Source organism: Acidimicrobiia bacterium (assembly GCA_035471805.1).
GTDB lineage: Bacteria > Actinomycetota > Acidimicrobiia > Spongiisociales > JAHEDJ01 > JAHEDJ01.
Window position 1 is genome coordinate 38,923 of the sequence record DATIPS010000049.1, and the last position, 23,760, is coordinate 62,682.

General features: G+C 65.1%; 23 protein-coding genes. 14 read left to right on the forward strand and 9 right to left on the reverse strand.

Annotated features, from left to right (window positions below; translation table 11 throughout):
- Positions 1-266 precede the first annotated feature (266 nt).
- Entirely contained in the window at positions 267-1,406 is a 1,140-nt protein-coding gene (locus tag VLT15_09660) for a P-loop NTPase (GenBank protein ID HSR45482.1), read from the reverse strand.
- Positions 1,407-1,508: 102 nt separating this feature from the next.
- On the opposite strand from VLT15_09660, the gene erpA reads away from it, so the two are divergent.
- From erpA to VLT15_09680, 4 genes are all read left to right on the forward strand, one after another.
- A complete protein-coding gene (gene erpA, locus VLT15_09665; protein HSR45483.1) occupies positions 1,509-1,871 on the forward strand; it encodes an iron-sulfur cluster insertion protein ErpA in 363 nt (120 codons plus the stop codon).
- Positions 1,872-1,969: 98 nt separating this feature from the next.
- Complete coding sequence (locus VLT15_09670; protein ID HSR45484.1) at positions 1,970-2,350, forward strand: Rid family detoxifying hydrolase; 381 nt, start codon at positions 1,970-1,972, stop codon at positions 2,348-2,350.
- A 15-nt stretch (positions 2,351-2,365) separates the two neighbouring features.
- Positions 2,366-3,883 (forward strand): aldehyde dehydrogenase family protein, encoded by a 1,518-nt coding sequence (locus VLT15_09675; protein HSR45485.1) that lies wholly within the window; start codon positions 2,366-2,368, stop codon positions 3,881-3,883.
- Positions 3,884-3,952: 69 nt separating this feature from the next.
- Complete coding sequence (locus VLT15_09680; GenBank protein ID HSR45486.1) at positions 3,953-4,552, forward strand: class I SAM-dependent methyltransferase; 600 nt, start codon at positions 3,953-3,955, stop codon at positions 4,550-4,552.
- A 123-nt stretch (positions 4,553-4,675) separates the two neighbouring features.
- Here VLT15_09680 and VLT15_09685 read toward each other — a convergent pair whose 3' ends face one another.
- From VLT15_09685 to glnA (VLT15_09700), 4 genes are all read right to left on the reverse strand, one after another.
- Positions 4,676-5,017: a DUF6300 family protein gene (locus tag VLT15_09685; GenBank protein ID HSR45487.1), complete on the reverse strand. Its 342-nt coding sequence runs from the start codon at positions 5,015-5,017 to the stop codon at positions 4,676-4,678.
- A 2-nt stretch (positions 5,018-5,019) separates the two neighbouring features.
- On the reverse strand, positions 5,020-5,826 hold the full coding sequence (locus tag VLT15_09690; GenBank protein ID HSR45488.1) for a class I SAM-dependent methyltransferase: 807 nt from the start codon (positions 5,824-5,826) through the stop codon (positions 5,020-5,022).
- 81 nt (positions 5,827-5,907) lie between these two features.
- Positions 5,908-6,528, reverse strand: coding sequence for a response regulator transcription factor (locus VLT15_09695; protein HSR45489.1), 621 nt, complete (start codon positions 6,526-6,528; stop codon positions 5,908-5,910).
- Positions 6,525-7,850, reverse strand: coding sequence for a type I glutamate--ammonia ligase (gene glnA / locus VLT15_09700; protein ID HSR45490.1), 1,326 nt, complete (start codon positions 7,848-7,850; stop codon positions 6,525-6,527). The genes VLT15_09695 and glnA (VLT15_09700) overlap by 4 nt, the downstream gene beginning before the upstream one ends.
- A 244-nt stretch (positions 7,851-8,094) precedes the next feature.
- Here glnA (VLT15_09700) and glnA (VLT15_09705) point away from each other — a divergent pair, with 244 nt between their 5' ends.
- Positions 8,095-9,519, forward strand: a complete 1,425-nt coding sequence (glnA, locus tag VLT15_09705; GenBank protein ID HSR45491.1) for a type I glutamate--ammonia ligase — start codon at positions 8,095-8,097, stop codon at positions 9,517-9,519.
- Positions 9,520-9,658: 139 nt separating this feature from the next.
- Here glnA (VLT15_09705) and VLT15_09710 read toward each other — a convergent pair whose 3' ends face one another.
- On the reverse strand, positions 9,659-10,270 hold the full coding sequence (locus tag VLT15_09710) for a hypothetical protein (GenBank protein HSR45492.1): 612 nt from the start codon (positions 10,268-10,270) through the stop codon (positions 9,659-9,661).
- Between the two features lie 129 nt (positions 10,271-10,399).
- Here VLT15_09710 and VLT15_09715 point away from each other — a divergent pair, with 129 nt between their 5' ends.
- Both VLT15_09715 and VLT15_09720 read left to right on the forward strand, forming a co-directional pair.
- Positions 10,400-11,191 (forward strand): hypothetical protein, encoded by a 792-nt coding sequence (locus tag VLT15_09715; GenBank protein HSR45493.1) that lies wholly within the window; start codon positions 10,400-10,402, stop codon positions 11,189-11,191.
- A 49-nt stretch (positions 11,192-11,240) separates the two neighbouring features.
- Positions 11,241-12,176 carry an MBL fold metallo-hydrolase gene (locus tag VLT15_09720; protein ID HSR45494.1) on the forward strand — a complete coding sequence of 312 codons (936 nt, stop codon included), beginning with the start codon at positions 11,241-11,243 and terminating at the stop codon, positions 12,174-12,176.
- Between the two features lie 28 nt (positions 12,177-12,204).
- Here VLT15_09720 and VLT15_09725 read toward each other — a convergent pair whose 3' ends face one another.
- Positions 12,205-12,462 carry a NifU N-terminal domain-containing protein gene (locus tag VLT15_09725; protein ID HSR45495.1) on the reverse strand — a complete coding sequence of 86 codons (258 nt, stop codon included), beginning with the start codon at positions 12,460-12,462 and terminating at the stop codon, positions 12,205-12,207.
- A 42-nt stretch (positions 12,463-12,504) separates the two neighbouring features.
- Between VLT15_09725 and VLT15_09730 the strand changes: the two genes are divergently transcribed.
- The 7 genes from VLT15_09730 to VLT15_09760 all read left to right on the forward strand — a co-directional run bounded on the left by VLT15_09730 (position 12,505) and on the right by VLT15_09760 (position 20,934).
- Positions 12,505-14,478, forward strand: a complete 1,974-nt coding sequence (locus VLT15_09730; protein ID HSR45496.1) for a hydantoinase/oxoprolinase family protein — start codon at positions 12,505-12,507, stop codon at positions 14,476-14,478.
- Positions 14,475-16,022, forward strand: coding sequence for a hydantoinase B/oxoprolinase family protein (locus VLT15_09735; GenBank protein ID HSR45497.1), 1,548 nt, complete (start codon positions 14,475-14,477; stop codon positions 16,020-16,022). The genes VLT15_09730 and VLT15_09735 overlap by 4 nt, the downstream gene beginning before the upstream one ends.
- Positions 16,019-16,432: a nuclear transport factor 2 family protein gene (locus VLT15_09740; protein HSR45498.1), complete on the forward strand. Its 414-nt coding sequence runs from the start codon at positions 16,019-16,021 to the stop codon at positions 16,430-16,432. Before VLT15_09735 ends, VLT15_09740 begins: the two co-directional genes overlap by 4 nt.
- A gap of 105 nt (positions 16,433-16,537) precedes the next feature.
- Positions 16,538-17,953: an FAD-linked oxidase C-terminal domain-containing protein gene (locus tag VLT15_09745; protein ID HSR45499.1), complete on the forward strand. Its 1,416-nt coding sequence runs from the start codon at positions 16,538-16,540 to the stop codon at positions 17,951-17,953.
- Positions 17,950-19,059: an FAD-binding oxidoreductase gene (locus tag VLT15_09750; GenBank protein HSR45500.1), complete on the forward strand. Its 1,110-nt coding sequence runs from the start codon at positions 17,950-17,952 to the stop codon at positions 19,057-19,059. Before VLT15_09745 ends, VLT15_09750 begins: the two co-directional genes overlap by 4 nt.
- Positions 19,059-20,297, forward strand: a complete 1,239-nt coding sequence (locus VLT15_09755) for a (Fe-S)-binding protein (protein HSR45501.1) — start codon at positions 19,059-19,061, stop codon at positions 20,295-20,297. Before VLT15_09750 ends, VLT15_09755 begins: the two co-directional genes overlap by 1 nt.
- Before the next feature lie 28 nt (positions 20,298-20,325).
- Positions 20,326-20,934 carry a hypothetical protein gene (locus VLT15_09760; protein ID HSR45502.1) on the forward strand — a complete coding sequence of 203 codons (609 nt, stop codon included), beginning with the start codon at positions 20,326-20,328 and terminating at the stop codon, positions 20,932-20,934.
- 37 nt (positions 20,935-20,971) lie between these two features.
- Here VLT15_09760 and VLT15_09765 read toward each other — a convergent pair whose 3' ends face one another.
- Both VLT15_09765 and argS read right to left on the reverse strand, forming a co-directional pair.
- Complete coding sequence (locus tag VLT15_09765; GenBank protein HSR45503.1) at positions 20,972-21,838, reverse strand: N-acetyltransferase; 867 nt, start codon at positions 21,836-21,838, stop codon at positions 20,972-20,974.
- A gap of 79 nt (positions 21,839-21,917) precedes the next feature.
- Positions 21,918-23,684 carry an arginine--tRNA ligase gene (gene argS / locus VLT15_09770; protein ID HSR45504.1) on the reverse strand — a complete coding sequence of 589 codons (1,767 nt, stop codon included), beginning with the start codon at positions 23,682-23,684 and terminating at the stop codon, positions 21,918-21,920.
- Positions 23,685-23,760 lie beyond the last annotated feature (76 nt).

Sequence of the window (23,760 nt, forward strand, 5' to 3'; positions counted from 1 at the left end):
CCGGCTCTGGCCATGCCACAGACACCGGTCCATGGTCGTCTTGTCCCGGTGATTCGAAACTCGCGACGTTTAACCCGGTGAGGGCCGACCTTTCGGTGGCCCTCACGCTGGTGTGATGCACTTGCGGTGGAAAAGCCTTCCCAGCCGGTCCGGCAACCTCGGCACGTTCAGGTCGATTATCGACCACGGAGGGTAGTTTCTTGCGTAGCAATAAAAGATAGCACCATGTAACTAGTCCCTGAGCGGGCCGGGGCGGCGAACGAACCCTATGCCGGCTGCGCCTCCAGCGCTTCTACGAGTCGTGCGATGCGAGCGGTGCAGGTTTCGTCTTCAACCGGAGGAACCAGGTCGACAACACGCTGGGCGGTTGCCATCAAGGCGGCACCTGCGGCGCTCGCCGGTGCGAAACGGGCTACCGGAGTCCCCGAGTCTCCTCCTTCGACGACGCCGGCGTCGACCGGGATGGTGCCTATCAATGGAACTCCAATCGACTCGGCCAGCTCGAGGCCTCCTCCCGATCCGAAGAGGTCGTAGCGGGTCCCGTGGTCGCAAACGAATCCGGCCATGTTCTCGATGACTCCGACGACGGGCATGTACGACCTTCGGGCCATGTCCGCCACCCGGATGGCGACCTTCTGCGCGGCCTTCTGAGGAGTGGTGACGACGACCATCTCTGCCTGCGGGAGAAGTCTCGACAGCGCCATTTGGATATCGCCGGTTCCGGGTGGCAAGTCGATGATCAAGTAGTCGAGCTCTCCCCACTCCACCTGATGCAGGAACTGCTCGAGGGCCTTCGAAAGCATGAGACCCCGCCACATGAGGGCGGTCTCTTCCGACTCGACGATGAGGCCGGTTGAGACGACATCGATGCCGTGCACATGAACCGGGATGATGATCTTCTCGTCGTTCGCTTCGAGGCGTTCGCTCGTGCCGAGCATGCGGGGAATCGAGAAGCCCCATATGTCGGCATCGAGCAGACCAACGCGGTAACCGAGGTCGGAGATGCCGACGGCCAGATTCACGCTGACCGACGACTTCCCGACGCCTCCTTTGCCGGAGCCGACCGCGATCACTCTGGTCTTGGGGTCGATCCTGGTCGGTTCGGCTTTGTCCCTGGCGGTTTTTCTGGCCCGCTCCATCACGCCGGAACGCTGCTTCTGGGTCATCGCCCGGATGTCGATTTGCACATCGGTGACACTGCGCAGCGCCGAGACCTTGCGGACGGCGTCTTCTTCGATCTGCGAACGCATCGGACATTCGGCGATCGTCAGCGCGATTCCGAGCGTCACGACTCCGGCCGGGGTGATCTCCACATCCTGGACCATGCCGAGCTCGACGATGTCCGTCCCCAGTTCCGGATCGAATACCCCGCGCAGCGCCTCTAATACGTCATTCTTCGTGGTCACTCCGTGCATGGTACCGACAATTACCACTATCGAGACATTGGAAATTACCCCGGTCGAGGGGTTATAGTTACGTACCCGTAATGAGCTGAGGAGTTAGGACCCATGAGTCAGCCGTTGGCATTCAAGCCGCGTGTACCGCAGAAGGCCGTCGATCTGACGGATGGCGCCATCAACAAGCTGCGCCAGCTCATCGAAGCCGAAGGCGATGACACGATGGCCCTCCGTCTGGCAGTGCGTCCGGGCGGCTGTTCGGGATTCTCCTACGAGATGTTCTTCGACAACGAGTTCGACGGAGCCGACACCGTCGAAGAGTACGAAGGCGTCAAGGTCGTCGTCGACCCGCAGAGCCTCGAAATGGTGCGCGGTGCGACTCTCGATTACAAGGACGGGCTGACCGGCGCGGGGTTTGCAATCAACAACCCGAACGTCACCCGCTCCTGCGGCTGCGGCAACAGCTTCTCCTGAACTGCAGGCGTTAGGTTGTCGGCCGTGAGCTCCGCACTGCTCACTGCTACTGCCCGGCGGGCGGCGCCACCACCTCCAGGACCAGTTACTCTTGCCGGATGCCCAAACACGTACTCAGCACCCCCAGCGCGCCGCCCGCCCTCGGACCGTATTCGGTAGCAGTCGAAGCCGCCGGCCTCGTGTTCATCTCCGGTCAGGTCGCGCTTGATCCGGCCACCGGCGACAGAGCCCCCGACGATGTCGTGGCGCAGTCGAAGCAGATCATGAAGAACCTCGAGGCGATCCTTGCCGATATCGGGCTCGGCTTCGCCGATGTAGTCAAGACCACCATCTTCCTGGCCGACATGGCCGACTTCCCGAAGGTCAACGAGGTCTACGGAGCGGCCTTCACCGACCGGCCACCGGCCCGCTCCACCGTTGAGGTGGCCGCCCTGCCCGGTGGTTTTCTGGTCGAAATCGAAACCATCGCGGCGCGCTGAGAGAGGAGCCCAAAGGTGGACACACAGCAAGTACTTGCCGAACTAGGCATCGATGAAATCAACCGCGGAGCCTATGCCGGAGGGTGGATCGAGACCCACGGCTCCGAACTGCAGAGCATCAACCCCGCCACCGGCGAGGTAATCGCCACCATCACCAGGGCCACCGGTGAGGACTACGAGAAGGTTGCAGCCAGTTCGGTCGAGACCTTCGAACGCTGGCGGATGCTGCCCGCGCCGAAGCGCGGCGAGTACGTCAGGTTGGTAGGGAACGCACTACGCGAGAAGAAGGCTGCACTCGGTGCGCTGGTCACGATGGAGATGGGCAAGATCCTCCCCGAAGGGGAGGGCGAAGTCCAGGAAATGATCGACATCGCGGACTTCGCGGTCGGACTTTCTCGCCAGCTGTACGGTCTGACGATGGCCTCGGAGCGGCCGCGGCATCGCATGTACGAGCAGTGGCATCCGCTCGGCCCGGTCGGCACCATCACTTCGTTCAACTTCCCGACGGCCGTGTGGTCGTGGAACTCGCTGATCGCGGCGGTCTGCGGCGACACGAACATCTGGAAGCCCTCCAGTGAAACGCCCCTGACCGCCATCGCCGTCACCAATATCACCCACGAGGTAATGGCCGGAACCGGGTTCGAGGGCGTCTTCAACCTGGCGATCGGCTCGGGGTCCGATGTCGGCGATCTCATGGTGAAGGACCGCCGGGTACCGCTCGTTTCTGCCACCGGATCTTGCGACATGGGATACAAGGTCGGGACCGAACTAGCCAAGCGTCTCGGACGGGCGATACTCGAACTCGGCGGGAACAACGCGATCATCGTGATGGACGACGCCGACATCGAGCTGGCCGTCCGGGCGGCGACCTTCGCCGCCGTTGGAACGGCCGGGCAGCGCTGCACATCGTTGCGGCGCATGATCGTCCACAAGGACGTCTTCGACGAGGTGGCAGAGCGGATGGTCTCCACCTACGCCCAGGTCACTATCGGAGACCCGCTCGCAGCGGGGATACTGATGGGACCGCTCGTCAACGAGACCGCCGTCCACAACATGCTCACCGCCCTCGACATAGCCAAGCGTGAAGGTGGAGAAGTCCTGACGGGCGGCAACCGCCTCGAGGATCTCGGACCGGCCTACATCGAGCCGACCATCGTCAAGATGCCCAAGGACGCGCCGATCCTCCAGGAGGAGACCTTCGCGCCCTTGCTGTACCTGATCGAGGTGGATTCACTCGAGGAAGGCATCGCCGTTCAGAACGGGGTCCGCCAGGGGTTGTCGTCGGCCATCTTCACCGACTCGCTCAAAAACGCGGAGAAGTTCCTATCTCACCTCGGCTCCGACTGCGGCATCGCCAACGTCAACATCGGGACCTCCGGAGCCGAGATCGGCGGCGCATTCGGCGGCGAGAAGGAGACGGGCGGCGGCCGCGAGGCGGGGTCGGACTCCTGGAAGGCCTATATGCGTCGCCAGACGACCACGATCAACTGGGGCGACGACCTTCCGTTGGCCCAGGGCGTCGAGTTCGTCTGAGTCCCTCCCTTTCATGCGTGGGAGGGGAGCAGCTTTGTCACGCACGAAGAGACTCGCGAGGAGTTGACTGTGGATCGAGACGCCTGGGACGACCGGTATCGGGACCGCGAGTGGTTGTGGACTGCCGAGGCCAACCGCTCCGTGGTTCAGGAGACGGTCGGGCTCAACCCCGGACGGGCGCTGGACCTGGCCGCCGGCGAGGGCCGGAACGCGGTCTGGCTGGCCAAGCAGGGCTGGGACGTGACGGCAGTCGACTTCTCGGGTGTAGCCCTCGGGCGAGCCTCCGACCTCGCTGCTCGTGAGGGCGTGACGATCACAACGGTCGAAGCGGATCTGCGCGATTACGTGCCGGCGGTCGGGGCCTTCGATCTCGTCCTTCTGTCCTACCTGCATCTTCCGCCGGTCTTCTTTCGAGAAGTCCTCGCACGGGCTGCCGGGGCACTGGCGCCGGGCGGGACGCTCGTGGTCGTCGGCCACGATCTCTCCAACATCGAGGAGGGCTACGGGGGGCCCCAGAGCCCTGAGGTCCTCTACACCCCCGACTCTCTGGTCGGGGATCTGGGCGACCTCGAGATCGTCAAGGCGGAGAAGGTGGATCGACCGTACGAGGCCGACGAGGGCACCTTCACGGCCATCGACGCCCTGGTGGTGGCGACGAGACCACAGTAGGGCGAGTTGCTAGGGGAGCGGCACCGGCGGTTCGGCGAACCCGGCGCCGGGTAACCGGCAGATGCCGTCCATTGCCTTTGACCGGTGTGCCGTCCTGCCCGCTTCAACACGATCCCGGCTCGTCTAGTCCTTCATTTGTTCGGGGCCGACCGTCGGCAACTCATCGGGCATGAGCGGGTTCGGGCGGTTCCGGTGATAGCGCCCCAGCGTGTCTGCATCACAGACCGTGCACAGATGCACAGTCCGGCTGCCGACGATCGAGAGCTGTGTGCCTCGCGAGCGCTCGACGATCGCCTTCACCACCGCTTGCAGGTCGTCGCCTCCGCAGCGGTCACAGTGCGGCGTTGCAGGGCGGTCCCAGGTGCGCCCACACGCACCGCAGGTCAGATGAATGATCTCGCCCTCACGGGACCCGCGCAGGTTGTCGGCCTCGTCGCACTCCGGGCAGCAGATATCCAACGCCACCGTCAGGCCCGCCCGACGGCGATGAAGTGTGGGGTCGCTCCGAGTAGCGATGGGGCAGACTCGAGCCTCCGCAGGACGTCGAGGACGGCGGCGAGTTTCTCAGGATCGGTGATTCGCTCGTCCAGATCCCGGGCCGCCCACGACACTCCCTCGACGGCGAGGATCTGCACGTCTGTGAAGCCACTCGAGGCGACTTCATCCACTAGTTCCTCCGGTCGATGGAAGTAAGCCGTCGTGAAAAACCGGGGATCACCTGTGTTGTTCACGTGTTTGCCGGTCTCGAGGTCGGCATGCACGATTCGCTCGAACTCCTCGTGATCGATGAAGCCTGAGTCGAAGCCGTCGATCGCTGAGGCGTATCTCGTGATTCCGGCCGCGATCAGCGGGCCACCAGGTCTGAGAACCCGCCGTGCCTCGCGGAGAGCCTGGAGTCTGTCTGCGCGCTCCTGGAGGTGATAGAGCGGGCCGAGCATCAAGGCCATATCAAAGCTGTCGGCTGCGAAGTCGAGAACGGCTGCAACGCCGGCCGTCGCGCCGGGTACTCCGGCCTCGCGCGCCTGCTCAACGTGAAGGGCGACCGGATCGATCAGCGCCGGGCGATGGCCGAGCTCCGACAGCCAGACCGAATAGACGCCCGGGCCTCCGCCGATGTCGATTACGTCGGCAGGTGCTGGAGGCAGGTAGCGCTCGATGATCTCTTTCGTCCGAATCAGTTCGATCTGACTCAATCCATCGCTGCCCAGACGTGCCGACTCGTCGTACAGCTCGGAATAGTGAGCGTAGATCTCGGGCCGAATGAACGGATGCATGCAAAGGACAATACGCCCTGTCTCCTTCTGGCGTCAGAAACGCCCCGAGATTGCGTGATCATCGACGCCACAACGAGCGAATCAGCCGAAGCGGTAGCCGACCGACCGCACCGTCGTGATCCAGCTGGCGCGTTCCTCGCCCAGCTTGGAGCGCAGCCTTCGCACGTGCACGTCGACGGTGCGGGCGCCGCCGAAGTAGTCGTATCCCCACACCTTCTGGAGAAGCTGTTCCCGGCTCCATACCCTGCCCTGGTGCTCGATGAAGAACCGCAACAACTCGTACTCCATGAACGTCAGATCGATCGGCCTACCGTCGATGGTGGCCTGATATGTAGCGAGGTTGAGTTCGAGGGATTTGTAGCGCTGTGTCTCGACCTCCGCCTGCTGACCGGCGAGGCGATGGAACCGCAGCCGCAACTCCAGCGTATCGACGGGGTCGGTGACGAAGTCATCAACCCATCCCTCCGACTCGAGGAGAGTCGTCTGGGACGAGGTGATGATTGCGATGATCGGACATCCATTGTCCTCGTTGACCCGTTTCGCCTCGCGCAGCTGCTGGATCGGCTCGGTGCGGAGGTCGATGAGGGCGATATCCCACTCAATCTCTTCATCTTCGATCGAGACCGCGTGCGCTCCGGTCAGCGTGATGGCCTCAACGAGACCGGCCGGGTCGCCAATCGAGGAGTGCGCAACGGTGATCACAGGATCGGCAGGTATCTCTCGAGTTCGAACGCCGAAACGTGATGCTGGAAACGATCCCACTCCTTGCGTTTGTTGCGCAGGAACCATGAGAAGACGTGCTCACCGAGAGCCTCTGCCATGAACTCCGAAGCCTCCATGGCGTCGAGGGCGTGATCGAGTGTGGAGGGGAGCCTTCCCACGCCCAGCGCCTTCCGCTCCGCGGTAGTCATCTCGAAGACGTTGCTCGAAACCTCGGCCGGAAGCTCGTAGTTGTTCTCGATTCCGCTCAGGCCGGCGGCCAGCAGCACGGAGAATGCGAGATACGGGTTGCAGGCCGAATCCGGCGCCCGGTACTCGATTCTGGTCGACGAGGCCTTCCCCCGTTTCACCGTCGGCACCCGGATCAAAGCGGACTGGTTGTTGCGGGCCCAGAACGAGTAGATCGGCGCTTCGAAACCCTGAACCAGACGTTTGTAGGAGTTGACCCATTGGTTCGTGATGGCCGTCAACTCTGGTGCATGCCTGAGCACCCCGGCGATGAAACCCTCGGCCACTTTCGACAGCCCGTTCTCGGCACCGGCCTCGTAGAAGGCGTTCCGGTCGCCCTCGAAAAGGGACAGGTGCATGTGAAACCCGGATCCGTCGTGTTCCTCGAGCGGTTTGGGCATGAAGGTCGCATATATGCCGTGTTCGATCGCCACCTCCTTGACCGCAAGGCGGAAGGTCATCACGTTGTCTGCCATGGTCAGAGCGTCGGTGTAGCGCAGGTCTATCTCGTGCTGGCTGGGGGCCACCTCGTGATGGGAGTACTCCACCGGGATCCCCAACTGTTCGAGAGCGTTGATCGTCGTGCGCCGGTACTCCTGCGCAACGTCCAGTGGGGTGAGGTCGAAGTAGCCGCCCTGATCGAGGACCTTTGGCTTGCCTTTCGAGTTCTTGAAGTAGAAATACTCGAGTTCCGGTCCGACGTAGAACGAGTAGCCGAGGTCCGCTGCTCTCTGGAGGTTGCGTCGCAGCACATATCTGGGGTCTCCTTCGAAGGGCTCACCGTTCGGAGTGACGATGTCACAGAACATGCGCGCCACCTGCTGTTCCGGCCGCCACGGCAGGATTTGAAAACTGGACGGATCGGGCAGGGCGAGCATGTCGGCCTCTTGAACCCGGGCGTAGCCGTCGATCGATGACCCGTCGAACGTCATGCCTTCCTCGAACGCCGTCTCCAGTTCGGCCGGGCTGATCGAGACCGATTTGAGGAAACCCTGGACGTCGGTGAACCACAGGCGAACGAACCGGATTCCCCGTTCTTCGACGGTTCGCAGCACGTACTCGGCCTGTTTGTCCACGTCTCGCTCCTTCGTCGATTACTACGAAACGATACTCCACCCAGGCCGATCTTCCCCTTCGCGGCCGCTCTGTTCAAGCGGCGAATGGCCAGCGTGACAGGCGATTGCGGGCTTCGCAGGCGACGGGATTTAACACTCCGTTCACATTCGGGCAACCGAGCCGAAACCGGTCCATGGGACTCTGCGGCGCGCGGGCGGCTCGCGTCGTCCCGCGTCGAAACCGGCTTCAGAGGAGTAACCCATCGTGAGTAAGACGCCTGCAGAGATTCTTCAGGAACTGGCCGCCGAGGACTACATATTCGTGGATCTCCGGTTCTGCGATCTTCCCGGTCAGGTCCAGCACTTCACCATTCCGGCCGGCCAACTCGACGAAGATGGGTTCGTTGAAGGATTCGGGTTCGACGGGTCGTCGATCCGGGGATTCCAGGAGATCCAGGAATCGGACATGATCCTCAAGCCGGACCCTTCCACGGCCTTCCTCGATCCGTTCATGAAGCACAAGACCATGGTGATCTACTGTTTCGTGTTCGATCCGATCACCGGGGAGCCCTACGACCGCGACCCGCGCTACATCGCAGCCAAGGCGGAGGCCTACTTGACGGGCACCGGCATCGCAGACACCTCCTACTGGGGCCCCGAAGCCGAGTTCTACGTCTTCGATTCCGCCCGGTTCATGCAGAACGAGTTCTCCTCGTTCCATGAGGTGCAGTCTGTTGAGGGAGCGTGGAACTCCGGCGCCGAGGAGGACGGCAAGAACCTCGCCTACAAGCCCGGCTACAAAGAGGGCTATTTCCCGGTCCCTCCGACCGATCACTTCCAGGATCTGCGTTCGGAGATGTCGCTGGCCTTGATGAATCTCAACATCCACGTCGAAGTCCATCACCACGAAGTCGGAACCGCCGGCCAGGCCGAGATCGATATCCGCTACAACACGCTCCTCCGACAAGCCGACGACGTGACGATCTTCAAGTATGTAGTGAAGAACGTTGCCTGGGCCCACGGCAAGACCGTGACCTTCATGCCGAAACCGGTGTTCATGGACAACGGGTCCGGGATGCACACCCACCAGAGCCTCTGGAAGGACGGGGTGCCGCTGTTCTACGACGAGAACGGCTACGCCGGATTGTCGGACATGGCCCGCTGGTATATCGGCGGCTTGTTGAAGCACGCGCCGGCGGTACTGGCGTTCGCAGCCCCGACCACGAACTCGTACCGGCGGCTGGTGCCCGGATACGAAGCCCCGGTCAACCTGGTGTACAGCCAGCGCAACAGGTCGGCTGCCGTTCGTATCCCGCTGTACTCGCAGAAGCCGGCGCTCAAGCGTCTCGAGTTTCGCTGCCCGGATCCGTCGGCCAACACATACCTGGCATTCGCAGCGATGTTGATGGCCGGTCTCGACGGCGTGCAGAACCAGATCGAACCGCCGCCCCCGGTCGACAAGGACATCTACGACCTGCCTCCCTCCGAACTGGCGAACCTGCCGTCGGTTCCGGGCAGTCTCGAAGAGGCGCTGGCGGCACTCGAGGAGGATCACGACTTCCTGCTGCACGGCGACGTGTTCACCGAGGGCCTGATCCGTGCCTGGATCGACTACAAGATGGAGCACGAGGTCGATGCTCTGCGGTTGCGCCCGCACCCGCACGAGTTCTCGATGTATTACGACGCGTAGGAGCCGGCGGCTCCGCGGTTGGTCATCGGCCACCGGTTCTCCCCCCGCCGCCGAGGCGGGGGGAGTCGCGTTCCGGGGGGCCCGCTTCGAGCAAGTGGGGGGCCGGGCAACCGTCTGACACCGGCGGGGCGCAGCCCGCCTAGATGCCGGCTGCTGCCTTTGCCGAACTCACGGCGGCGCTGAAGTCTCCCACCGCCCCGTTGAAGGATTCGAGCGCAGCCAGGCGCTCTGCCGAGCCCTCGCTGTTCACGAGTCCGTCGAGCACGTTCTCAGCTGCCGTCTTGGCGGCGGTTGCCGCGGCCACGATCTTCTCGTGCTCCAGGGCGAGGCCGGCCTGACCGGCGGGCGGAGTGGCTGCTGCTACTTCGTCGGCGAAGGTCGTCGTGTCCGCGATCAAGGTCTCGAGGACGGTCCGGGTGTCCGAGAAGGTGGCGGAGCGATCGTCCCAGGCGGCGTTGGCCGCCGCCATTCGGTCTCCCAGGGTCGCCATCGAAAGATCGAAGTTGTCGAGTCCGGCGACGTAGGCCTGGACTTCGGGCGAGATAGCGATCGGCACCGTGGAAGGGGCCGACGAACCGCTCGTTGCCTCGGTCGTCGAGGTGCTGGTCGACGTCGAAGAAGAGGTCTCATTATCTGGGACCTCGGGGACCGTATCGATGCTGGTGGTGAAGAGGTAGGTGAATCCGACCATTCCGACAATGATCAGCGGAAGGATCCACCGCCCCGGCTTTGGATCTGGGTTGCGTGCCATCGGCAGACCAACGATAGCCGACGGCTTTGCGGTTCCCGAACAATGCCGCTCGTTTTCGAGAACCCCCTTGATCCCGGGCCTCTGCCGTCGTACGTTCGGCTTGCCACCGCGCTTCCCCGGAGAGGCGTCATGCGCGATCAGCTTTCCGACAACGAGACCGAGATCTACGAGCACATACCCTGGAGCCGGCTCACTCTCACCAACGGCACCGGTGCGCGAGGCAGGTGGATGTACTTCGCCGCCGCTCTGCTGATCGCAGCCGCGCTGGCGGCCGTTGTCGCACGCATGGTCTGGCAACCAGGGGCGGCGGTCGCAGCACCGTCGACTTCCTCACTTCGACCGATTGCCGAGATCCCGGAACCCGTTCCGCCGCCCGTCCTCTATTCCGAAGCGGACCTGATGGCCGCATCCCCGCCCCTCGACATCGGCCGGAAGGTGGCATCGGTCGCCGAACGGTACGTGCGCCGGTGGGCCGGCGGTTCGGACGACTCGTGGAGCTACGTCGAATGGATCATTGTCGACTCCGTGGAGGATCTCGGAGACGGCAGATTCACGGCCACGGTGTTGATGCAACTGCTCGTCGCCGGCGAAACGGGGACCGTTCGTCTGCCGGTGGAAGGTCTGGTCATAACCGTTCTGGTGGACGGCGATGTTGTTTCGGTAGTCGACCTGCCCTCCCCGGTGGGTGTGGGGGCACTGTCGGTCGGCAGACCCGTCGCCGGCAATGCCGAGATACCGGCCGCGGTGGCGCGGGGCGCCCTCGACGCGGTCGCTCCGTGGGGCACGGCGACCGTGGTGGGCGGGGGGCCGGTGGACGATCGATGGCGAGTTGAAGTAGAGGTCGAGAGCTCCGGCGGGCTGTTGAGGACCGTTGCCGTGTGGATGTCCCCGGAGGGATTGCCGGTGGCACTGGTTCCGTAGGAGGGAAGTAGCCTGGCGGTGGATTGCAGACGGCGTACCAGAGGTTCCTATGAGCGGTCTCTTCTTCTTCCTGGTGGTAATGATCGGCGCCATCTCCAAACCGTTTGGCGGGTCACCCGGATACGGCGATGGGGACCGACCCCGGCCCGGATACGGCGATCTCGAACGCGTGCCGGTAGCGGATGACTGGTTCGAGGTCCACATCGCCGCGCCCGGCGTCTTGGCGATTTCTGAACCGTTCCAGTGGCAGGAGGTGATCTCGTACCTGATCACGGGATCCGAGCGGGCTCTTCTCTTCGACACCGGCATGGGGATCGGCTCGATCAGCAGTGTCGTTCGAGAACTCACCTCCCTCCCCGTGACGGTGCTCAACTCGCACACGCATTTCGATCACATCGGCGGCAATGCGGAGTTCGGTCGAATACTGGCGATGGACACCGACTACACGAGGCGCAGCACGTCCGGTATCGCCAACGCCGACGTTCGCCGGGAAGTATCTCCGGGAGCTCTCATGCGGCCGCTGCCCAAGGGATTCGACCCCTCCACCTACTGCATCGCCCCGTTCGAGGTAACCGGGTACATCGCCGACGGGCATCGAATCGACCTGGGGGACAGAGAGCTCGAAGTCGTGGGTGTTCCCGGACACACTCCGGACTCGATCGCCCTGCTCGAAACCGATTCCGGGTTCCTGTGGACCGGAGACACCTTCTATGAGGGGCCGATCTGGCTGTTCGTTCCGGAAACGGATCTGGCGGCCTACGAGGAGTCGCTGGAGCGGCTGGTCGGGCTCGTGCCGCGCCTGAGCACTCTGTTCCCGGCACACCAGGCGCCCAGGGCGAACCCCGGACGCCTCGAGGAGTTGCGCAATGCCCTCGCGCTGGTGAAGGGCGGCGAAACCCGGGGAGAGAGCACCGGGGACGGGCGCATCGAGTATCGCTTCGGAGCCTTCTCCCTGCTGATGGAGGAGTCCGGCCCGACCGGGTGATCCGGCGTCCTGCCGGCGCCTCCGCCGGTTACCCGGGGAACTCAGCCTCTAGGATCGCCTGGGCGGCCGGAGCGATGGTTCCCCAGTCGGCTTCCGGCGTCTTGGTCAAAGTAACGAAATCGGCGGTCATGAAGACACTCGTCACGCCTTCGAGTCGGAAAACAGCAATGGCAACAGGATCGTCGGTTTCCTGGCTGGGAACGAATGTCTTCGGCCCGCCTACGTCCACGCCTACGGTGAACTTGAGGGCATTCGGGTTGGGTGTGTTGTCGATTCGAACCGGCATGGTTGTTGATCCTTCCTACCGTCCTGAGAGTAGTGAAGCATCGTGACACTCGGCGTCGATGTTGGAGGCACGTTCACCGATCTCGCCTGGTGGGATGGGGCGCAGCTCCGGGTCGGCAAGACTTCGTCGACGCGGGACCAGTCGGAAGGTGTAGTTGCCGGTGCCCTCGGACTCACAGAGGGACGCCCGGTGCAGGCCCTGCTGCACGGAACGACGGTTGCGACCAACACGCTCCTCGAACGGAAGGGAGCACGTACTGCACTGGTTGCCACCGAAGGGTTCACAGACGTGATCGAGATCGGACGGCAGGAGCGGCCGTCGCTCTATGACAGCTTCGTCGATCGGTCCGAACCGCTGGTTGAGAAACGACTCCGGTTCGGCGCGGCGGAACGGTCTTCTTTCGATGCCGGATCCGGCGTTCGCCTCTCCAACCTCGGTGGGTTGATTGAGGCGCTGGCGACCGCCCGCCCGGAGGCCGTTGCCGTTTCCCTGCTGTTCGGGTTCGCCGATCCGGATAACGAGTCGCTGATTCGCGCGGCCATCTCGGCCGCAATGCCCGACGTGCCCGTATCGATCAGCAGTGAGGTGGTCGGCGAGCTGCGTGAGTACGAAAGAACCTCCACGACGATCCTCAACGCCTACTTGACGCCGGTGATGGCGGGATACCTGCGGAGTCTGGTGGAGAGGGCGGCCGTCGCCGGTCTCCCGCCCGACATCCTGGTGATGCGGTCGTCGGGCGGGTTGATGGACATCGGCACCGCCGGGCGGCTTCCGGCCGCCGCACTGCTCTCGGGCCCGGCCGGAGGCGTCGTTGCCTCAGCCGCTCTGGGAGAAGCACTCGGATACGGCCGGCTCGTCTCGTTCGATATGGGGGGCACCTCCACCGATGTGTGCCGGATCGAAAGAGGCCGTCCGGAAGTCTCGTACGAGCGAGCCATCGACGGATACCCGTGCCGGATGCCGTCCGTCGCGGTGCACACGGTCGGGGCAGGCGGAGGCAGTGTCGGCTGGATCGATCCGGGAGGGGCACTTCGGGTCGGGCCACGCAGTTCGGGGGCCATTCCCGGTCCTGCATCCTACGACCGCGGCGGAGTCGAAGCCGCAGTCACCGACGCGAATCTGGCGCTGGGCCGAATCGGGTCCGAGGTGCGCCTCGCCGGATCGGTTCCCCTGCGGGAGGATCTGGCGCGGGCGGCACTCGACCGGCTCGGCGCGGCAGTGGGCCTCGGGCATCGTGAGACGGCGCTCGGGATGCTCGAGGTGGTTGAGGCCCACATGGTCCGGGCCATCCGGGCCGTATCGGTCGAACAAGGCGCCGATCCCCGGGACGCGGCTCTGGTCGCCTTCGGCGGGGCAGGCGGCCTTCACGCGACGGCACTGGCCAAGAGTCTCGAGATGGCGGGCGTGATCGTCCCCCCGTTTGCCGGGGTGTTCTCCGCGTTCGGCCTCCTCCTCAGCCCGCCCCGACACGACGCGGCGCGCAGCGTGCTGCTGCGGTCGGGTGAACGGCTCGATGAGCTCGTGAAGTCCCTGGCCGGGGATGCCGTCGATACGTATCGTGCCGAGACGGGTCGGGGCCCGGATCAGGTCCGCCTCGTTGCCGACGTCCGCTATCTGGGTCAGGCTCATGAGACCTCCGTTCCGTACGAGGCGGGGGAAGGCTGGGACGCTCTCGCCGGACGCTTTCACGCCGCCCACCACGATCGCAACGGCTTCGCCCGCCCGGAGGACCCGGTGGAGGTGGTCACGTTGAGAGCAGAGGCAGTCGGGTCTCCTGCCATGTCATGGAACGATCTCCCGGAGTTTCGACCCGAAGGGGAGGCGGACCGGGGGACCCGGGAGATCGTTTCCTCAGACGGGCCCTTGCCGGCTTCTGTTTGGTGGCGAGGCGGCCTGCGTCCCGGCCGCCAGGTCGTCGGTCCGGCGATCATCGAGGAAGCAGAGGCGACCACCTATCTCGGCCCCGGGGAGCGGGCGGTCGTGTCCGAGTCGGGAGCTCTCGAGGTGTCGTGGTGATCTCGATCAGTCCGATCGCCCTGGAAGTTGCGAGAAACCAGTTCGCATCGATTGCCGACGAAATGGGGATGGTGCTGCGCCGGACCTCGTACTCGCCGAATATCAAGGAGCGAGCCGACTGTTCCGCGGCCGTGTTTGTTGCGTCGGGTGAAATGCTCGCCCAGGCCGAGCACATTCCCGTGCATCTCGGCTCGATGCCGGCGTCGGTTGCCGCGGTCCTCGACCGGTTCGGCGACGGAGTGGAGCCGGACACACAGTACGCGGTGAATGACCCCTTCTTCGGAGGTACCCACCTCAACGATCTGACGCTCGTCCGCCCGGTGTTCGCCGGTGGGCGCATGGTCGCCTGGGTCGCCAATAGAGCCCATCACGCTGATGTGGGAGGCGAGGCGCCGGGCTCCATGCCGGCACATGCCGTCCACGTCGATCAAGAAGGCCACCGGGTTCCACCGACGGTGGCGGTTCGCAACGGCGAGTGGGCGGCCGAGTTCGTCGAGCCGTTTCTGCGCGCCACCCGAACGCCGGCGGAGCGGCTTGGCGATCTGTCGGCCCAACTCGGTGCCAATGAAGTGGGGGCACGGCGCCTCCAGGCGCTGATTGTGAACGAAGGAATCGATTCCTACGACCGGCTCAGCTCGGCGCTGCTCGACTACGGCGAGCGGCGAATGAGAGCAGCGCTCGAGGCTCTCCCGGACGGCCGGTTCGAGTTCACCGATTCCATGGAATGGGGCTCTCGCGATCTTCCGATCAGTGTGGCAGTCCGGATCGACGGGGAGAGCCTCGAGGCCGACTTCTCCGGGACCCACCCCCAAATCGACGGCAACATCAACGCGGTAGAAGCAGTCACCCGCAGTTGCCTGTACTACGCGGTGCGAGTGGCCACGGACCCAACGATCCCCGCCAACGGCGGCTGCTACCGGCCCTTGGATCTGAAGGTCGAGCCCGGATCTCTCGTGTCGGCCGAGTACCCCGCTGCCGTCGCAGCCGGGAATGTGGAGACGAGCCAGCGAATCGCCGACGTTCTGCTGGGGTCACTCGCTCAGGCCGCCCCGGATCGAGTGCCGGCCGCCTCCCAAGGGACGATGAACAACGTCTTGATCGGATCAGACGAGTTCGCCTATTACGAGACTCTGGCCGGAGGGCAAGGCGGACGCCCCGGCAAACCAGGCCAGTCGGGAATCCACACCGGTATGACGAACACCAAGAACACCCCGATCGAGTCCCTCGAAACCCACTACCCCTTCCGGGTCGTCCGCTACGGCCTGCGCCGCGGCAGCGGCGGTGCCGGAGCATTCCCGGGCGGCGAGGGAATCGAGCGAGAGATCGAGTTCGCGACCCCGGCGACCGTCTCGCTCATGGGTGAGCGGAGGCGCAACGCCCCGTGGGGACTGGCCGGCGGTGGCCCGGGAGCGACCGGCGAGGACTGGGTGATCCGCGCCGGGCGAACCCCCGAACGCGTGCCCGGGAAATCGACGTTCGAGGTCGCCGCAGGCGACCGGTTGCTGGTGCGGACACCGGGCGGGGGAGGTTGGGGGGTTGAATGAAACCGCGTGATGCAGCCCGCCGCTGGGCCGAGGTCTGGCACCGCTCGTGGGAGGCTCTCGACCCGGAGCCGGTCGTCGCTCTCTACCGCGAGGATGCTCTTCTTTCCACCGCCCCTTTTCGTGAGCCGTTCAAAGGACGGTCTGGAGTCCGGAGCTATGTGACCGGGGTGTTCGGGGAGGAGGAAGAGCCCGATGTTCACATGGGAGTCCCGGTGGTCGACGGAGACTCTGCCGCCGTCCCGTGGTGGGCGGCCCTGGGCGAAGAAGGACACCACGTGACCATTGCCGGGGTTTCCGTCCTTCGCTTCGATGCCAGGGGACTCGTTGCCGAGCAGTGGGATTCGTGGAACGTCACCGACGGGCTTCTCGATCCACCGGAGAGCTGGGGACCGTTCGCCGGCGGGCGGTAGGGAAGCAGGGGAGAGGGCGGAAGACGTCCGCGGTTCGGGAGTAGCGTGTCCCGCTCCCCGGCCCCACTCCGCGCGTTGCCCCTCAGTTGGGTAACCTGCCTAGGCATGACGCTCACCGCCGAATTGCGCGATCTTCTCGGCCACGACCGGGTGCTCACAGAGCCGCTCGAACGCTGGGTTTACGGCATCGATTCCGGCGTGGTCCGCGGTGATGCGCAGCTCGTAGCGTTCCCCGAGACCACGGCCGAAGTGGCTTCGATAGTGCGCCTGGCCCGGCATTACAGGATGCCGATCGTGGCGAGAGGCGCAGGCACCGGCCTGGCCGGAGGGGCCATTCCCACCCAACCCGGCCTGGTAGTGGTGCTGACCAAGATGAACTCGGTCGAGATCGACGTCGAGAACGCGGCGGCCTGGGTGGGTCCCGGGGTGATCAACCTGGATCTCTCCAAACAGACGGAACCGCTCGGATTTCACTTCGCCCCCGACCCGTCTTCGCAATCCGCATGCACGATCGGCGGCAACATCGCCAACAACTCGGGCGGACCCCACTGCCTGGCGGAAGGATCGACGGTCGGGCACGTGCTCGCCGTGGAGATGGTCACGGCCGACGGGGACATCATCATGCTGGGCGGCCCGGCTCCCGACCCGCTGGGACTCGATCTGCGCGGTGTGGTAGTCGGATCTGAAGGCACCCTCGGAATCATCACGAAAGCGCTGGTGCGTCTCACGCCGAATCCGCCCGATGTGCGAACCCTGCTCACGGCCTTCTCCCGGGTGGAAGATGCCGCTGCCACCGTGTCGGGCGTCATCGCCCGCGGGGTCGTCCCGGCTGCCCTGGAGATGATGGATCAACGCATGACCGAGGCGGTGGAGCGATTCGTGAGCGCCGGATTCCCGACCGACGCCGCCGCCGTCCTGCTCGCCGAGGTCGTCGGGCTTACGGCTGCCGTCGATGCCGAAGCCGCCATCATCGAAGAGGTCGCCGGAGAGAACAACGCCACGACTCTGCGCGTTGCCGCCGATGGGGCGGAGCGGGCGAAACTGTGGCTGGGCCGCAAGTCCGCTTTCGGCGCCGTCGCTCAAGCTGCACCCGATTACTACCTCCACGACACCGTCGTGCCCCGCACCAAGCTCGTCGAGACAATGACCCGCGTATATGAGATCGCCGACCGGCACGGGATCATGATGCTGAACGTCTTCCACGCCGGTGACGGCAACCTGCATCCCCTGATGGCGTTCGACTCTGCCGAGGAGGGGATGCTCGACCGGGTCAAGGCTGCTGCCCGCGAGCTGGTCGAGGTCTGCGTGGCAGTCGGCGGCTCTCTCTCGGGGGAGCACGGCATAGGCATCGAGAAGCGCGAGTTGATGACCCTCGTCTTCAGCGAAGCCGACCTGGATGCGCAGGCGCGCGTCCGCGAATCGTTCGACCCGGATGCGGTGTTCAATCCCGACAAGGTTCTGCCGGCCGGCTCCCGCTGCTTCGATCTGGGCAGGCCGCCCCTCGAAGGGATGTGGGTGTGACCTCCGTCCGTTCCGCTCTCGACGGTTTGCCGGGTCAGGTGGCACCGATCACCGGAGCTCCCCAGGCTGATGCGACGGTTGCCCCGGCGTCCATCGAAGACGTCGAAACGATTCTCGACACCGCCAGCGAACACCATCTGCGGACGCTCGTGTGGGGTGGAGGAACCCACCAGGGCTACGGGGGACGACTCGACCCGGTGGTGGTTCTGTCGACCGCCGGTCTGGATCGGATCGTCGACTTCCAGCCTGAGGACCTCACCGTCACCGTGGAAGCGGGTGTCCGCGTGGTCGATCTGGAGGCGCAGCTGGCGGAGCAGGGATTGACGGCCGCCTTGCCGGAGAGGCCCGGCGAGGCAACGGTCGGAGGGGTAGTGGCCGCCGGCATCAGCGGGTGGAGGCGTGCCCGGTACGGGCCCACCCGCGAGCGTCTGCTCGAGGTGGTCCTGGTCACCGGTGACGGCAGGAGGGTTCGGGGCGGAGGACGGGTGGTCAAGAACGTGACCGGTTTCGATATTCCCCGGCTGGTGACCGGCTCTTTCGGTTCGCTCGGGGTCATCGTCCAGGTCTGCCTCAAGCTGTGGCCGTTGCCTTCCGCCCGGGGGACCGTCACGGTGGCCGACGGCGACGGAGCACTGGCCGCCGCATACCGCCCGCAGGCCGTGGTCGAGTGCGACGGATCCACCCGGGTCTTCCTGGGCGGCACGCCGGAGGAGGTCGAGGGTCAGGCGGCGGCGATCGGCAGCCCGGCGGCCGAGGGATGGGACTGGCCGGGAGACCTCGACGGCGAAGTCCGCTGGTCGCTGCGGGTGCCGCCGTCCGAGCTGCGTACCGCGATCAACGACGTGCGGGCCGACTACGCATATCAGGCAGCCCTGGGAGTCGGAGAACTGGTCATCGGCGGACCCGACGGCGAGGTCGGCCCGCTGCGCAAGTGGGCCGAGTCGCACGGGGGCGCGCTGGTACTCGTCGCCGGCCCTCCCGAGCTCTACGCCCGGATCGACCCGTGGGGTACGCCTCCGGCCTCCCTGTCGCTGCAGAAACGAATCGTGCAACGGTTCGATCCGGTCCGGATCCTCAACCCCGGCCGCCTCCCGGGAGGTATCTGATGGGCTGGGCCACCGCCGACGCCCCGACGAGATCTGAGCTGGCCGCCTGTATCCAGTGCGGGCTCTGTCTCCCGACTTGCCCGACGTTCCGACTGACGGGCATGGAGTCGGCTTCGCCGCGGGGCCGGTTGCTGATGATGAGCGCAGTGGCCGAAGGTCACGCCGAAGTCAACGACGTTTTCGATGATCTGATGGGGTTTTGTCTGCAATGCCGGGCTTGTGAGGTCGTGTGCCCTTCATTGGTTCCGTTCGGACGTGCCATGGAGGGCGCCCGGATCGAGATTGCCGCGCAACTGGCTTCCCCCGTTCGCAGGTTCCGTCGATTCATTACCGGGAGGTGGATAGGGACTCCCTGGTTCATGCGGGTGGTCACCCGGATCACCCGGCTCGTCCAGCGCAGCGTGCCCGCCCGGTTTCTTCCCCCACAGGTTCGAACCTCGATCGGCGGGTTGCGCCGGTTGCCGAAGCGTCCGGCATCCTCCATCGGGTCATCCTTCACCCCGCTCGGACCGACCGGCGGAGGTGTGGCTGCCGTGTTGGCGGGGTGCGTGATGGACCCGTGGTTCGGTGACGTGCACGCGGCCACGGTGGAAGTCCTGCGCAGGTCCGGGTACAGGGTGGTCGTTCCGGACGGCCAAACGTGCTGCGGCGCTCTCGCCGCTCACGACGGCGACGCCCAGGGGACAAGACGTCTGGCAAAGCGGAACCTCGCCGCCTTCGCCTCTGCCGATCTGATCGTGACCGACGCCGCCGGTTGCGGAGCCCATCTCAAGGAGTACGGCAACTGGGTCGGGGATGCGGGAGGAAGGCTCGCTTCGAAGGTCAAGGACGTGACGGAGGTCGTCGCTGCGGCAATCGCCGACGGGCGCCTACCCCGACTGGAGGTGCCCCGGGGAAAGGTGGCGATGCAGGATCCGTGCCACCTGCGACATGCCCAGCGCATCGTTGCCGAGCCGCGGGCGGTGGTTGCAGCAGCCGGATACGAACCCGTGGAAATCGACGAGGCCGGGATGTGCTGTGGAGCCGCCGGGATCTACAGCGTGCTGCATCCGAAGGCCTCGCGGGAACTCGGTCGGAAAAAGGCGGATCAAGTGCGGGCGTCGGGATCCACGCTGGTCGCCTCCGCCAACCCGGGTTGCGAGATGCAACTCCGCGGTCATCTCGGCGGTGCCTACCGCGTTGCACATCCCGTTGAGCTCTACTGGGAAGCGCTGCAAGCCGCCGACCCGACGCGGTAGGCTGGTCGCTCGCCGAAGAAGGCAGATCTTGACCGATACAGACTCTTCAACCGAGGTGCCGGCCCGGTCGCAACTGCGCCGTTTGCTGGGACTCGGTGCCCATACTCTGGGAACGAGCTTTGACGTGGGTCTGCTCGTTGTCGGGACCGCATTGGTTGGTTTGGCGGCGGCCGTCTTGCTGGACGGCTTCGACGTGGTCGAGATCGGGCTCACCGAGTCGACGGGCTCGATGCTCGGATCCGGCCTCGTGATCGCAGTGTTCGGCGCATTCGCGCTGGGAGTTGCCGTCGAGGGACCGATCGGCTACTCGACCCGCCGCCGGGGGACCTTCACCGATATCGAGGTAGCGATCGCCGGTGCGCTGGGTGCTCTCGTCACCGGTCTGGTCCTCTTTCTGATTGGCGGGTTCGCCGGGCAGTACGTGGATGAGTTGCCGCAGCCGTTCGACTTCGGCGTTACCGTGATTCGCAGCGCCGGTTCGGCCGGAATGACCTTCGCGCTCTTCCTGGGTGTTCCGGCTCTGTGGGGTGTTCGGGAACTGTGGGGCCACAACTCCTGGATCGAGGAGGTCGAACTACCGGTCTTCTACGCCATCTGGGCCACGGCGGCCGCCTTCTTCATCGCAGGAGCGATCTAGCCGGCCCTAGAACCTAGAACCTAGAACCTAGAACCCTCTACAGGGAGTACTCCCACAGGATGTCGTGGTGGAGTTCGGAACCTGCCCGCTTGAACGCACCCTCCAGGAAACCCACGGCGGGCACCAGCGCGGTGAGTTTCTCGGCGCCGAGGTCGGTCGCCCGATCCAGCAACGCCCGCACCAGCGAGTATGCGTCGTCGGGGTTGGTGGTGATCCACGGTATGTGGAACGAGTCATCGCGAAACTCGCCGATCACCCATCCGGCCCTGCACATCCAGAACCTCCGCTCCACCGCAGCCTTCTCGAGATCGGCCATTCGCAGACTGCGGAAGGTCCACCAGGTCGGGAAGAGATTTCGGGCGTGTCTGATGAGGTCGCCGCTCGACCAGGACAGAAAGGCCGGCTCGGCCTCTGCCCGGGGTGCCGGGGTCAGACGTTCATCTCCCGGCGTCCGCCTTCCTCCGTTGCCGCTCGTTTCCGGCTGGGTCGACCCGATCGGACGGATGGCGTAGAACCACGTCGAGACATCCCGGTATCCCGCCTTGCGGACCTGAGCCTGAGCCGCTGTGTTCCAGCTCTCGGTGAGGAGTCGCGCCACACGAGCGCCGTGATCGGCTGCCCACCGGTTGGCGGCCTCGGTTACCTTGCCGGCGATGCCCTGCCGGCGGGCGTCGGGATGAACGCGGGCCGCGTGCAACCAGGCTTCATCGGCGGAAACCATGACGATACGGACGATGCCGAGCGGCCGGTCGTCGGCATCCGCGGCGACGAGAACGGTGGACGTTTCGTCTTCGGACATCCACTGGGCGAAGCTGTCCGGCACGTAATCGCCCCACTCGAAGGTGTTCCTTGTGAAGGCAACGATGGCCGCCTCATCGTCCGGACGGGCAGTGCGGATGTTCATGTCATCGAGACTACCGCGTGCTGCAGACGGGTTCAGGGCGCCGGGCACGGGCAGCTTGCCCCGGCCACCGACCGGCTCTCTACATGCGGTCGGGAATCTCGATTCCCAGGAGGTCCAGGACCAGTTCGAGCTGACGAAGCGTCGTGCCGACGAGGGTGAGCCAGGAGCCGCGGCGGGCGGCATCGGCTTCTGACAGGATGTGGCAGGCCTCGTAGAAACGGTTGAAGTCGGCCACCAACTCAAACGCATACTCGGCCAGCTGGTTGGGAGCGCGGTGTTCGACCGCCCGCCCGAACACCTCCGGCAATCTGGCGAGTCGCAACATCAGGTTGCGTTCGCCGTCACGGTCGGCCGCGATGATACGCCCGCCCTCCATCTCGCGCTCGGACGCTTCACGCAGTATCGACTTGATGCGAACCGCACCGTAGAGGAGGTAGGGGCCGGTCTTCCCGTCAAAGGACGTGAACCGGTCCAAATCGAAGATGTAGTTGGATGTCCGGTGGTTGTGGAGGTCGCCGAACTTCAAGGCCGACATGCCAACGAGGTGGGCGATGCGGTGCCGCTCCTCCCCGGAGTATCCGGTGGCGAGTTCGTTCTCGTCGAGGCGCTGCGCGGCCCGCTCGGCCACCATCGAGACGAGGTCGGCAAGCCGCAGGAGGTTGCCGTCCCGGGTCTTGAAGGGCTTGCCGTCCGGTCCGTTCACGGTGCCGTTGCCGGCGTGTTCGAGCACGACATCGGGGCCGGCGATTCCGGTCAGGCGTGCGGCACGAAAGACCTGTTCGAAGTGCAGGGACTGCCGGACATCGACGATGTAGACCATCAGGCGGGCATCGAGTTCCTCGATACGCTCCTCGATCGTGGCGAGGTCGCTCGTTCCGTACAGATAGGCACCGTCGCTCTTGGCGAGGAGCAGGGGCGGGATCTCCCTGGTGTCTGCTTCGCCGGCAACGTCGATCACTATTGCCCCGTCGCTGAGCCGGGTGAGTCCGGCATCGACGAGGCGATCGATCATCGGCTGGATCCGATCATGGACGGTGCTCTCGCCGTTCCAGAGATCGAAGTGGACCCCGAGGTCGTCGTAGACGGCTCTCATCGCCTCGATCGAGACGTTGCGGAAGTGGGACCACAGGGCCCGGTATCCGGGTCGCCCGTCCTGTAGTTCGACCGTCGCCCGGCGGGCGGCCTCCGCGAAGTCCCGATCCTGTTTGGACCGTTCGGATGCGATCGGATACAGGAGCTGAAGGTCGCCCACCGAAACCGGTGACTCGGCGGGATACGGCCCGGAGAATCCGGCGTCGAAGTAGGGGAGTTCGGGTTGGCGTTCGGAGAGCTCGACGATGAGCTGGCCCATCGGGGTTCCCCAGTCCCCGAGGTGGACGTCGCCGGCCACCCGGTGTCCCTCGAAGAGCAGGATGCGCTTGATCGACTCGCCGATGATGGCCGGTCGCAGGTGCCCGACGTGCATCTCCTTGGCGACGTTCGGGCCCCCGTAGTCGACCACGACCGAGAGCGGCTCGGATGCCCGGGGTACACCAAGGCGTTCGTCCTCTGCCACCGCTTGAAGGCCCTCGGCGAGGGACTCGTCGGTCAGGGTCAGGTTGATGAAGCCGGGCCCTGCGAGGCTCAGTCCGGCGATGCGCCGATCTCCGGAAACGATCTCCAAGACCTCCTGGGCGATCTGGCGAGGGTTTCTCCCGGCCGGCTTGGCAGCGGGCAACGCACCGTTGCATTGGAACTGGCCGAGATCGGGCCGCTGTGAAACGGACACTTCGCCGAAAAGCCGGTCGAGCCCGATCGACTCGAACGCATCGCCGAACACCTCGGTGAGATCGGAAAGAAGGGACATGGTGCTCCGGGATGATAGGGCACCGGCCACCCACCGCCGTTTTCGCGCGACATTCGGAACCTATAGGTTCCGAATG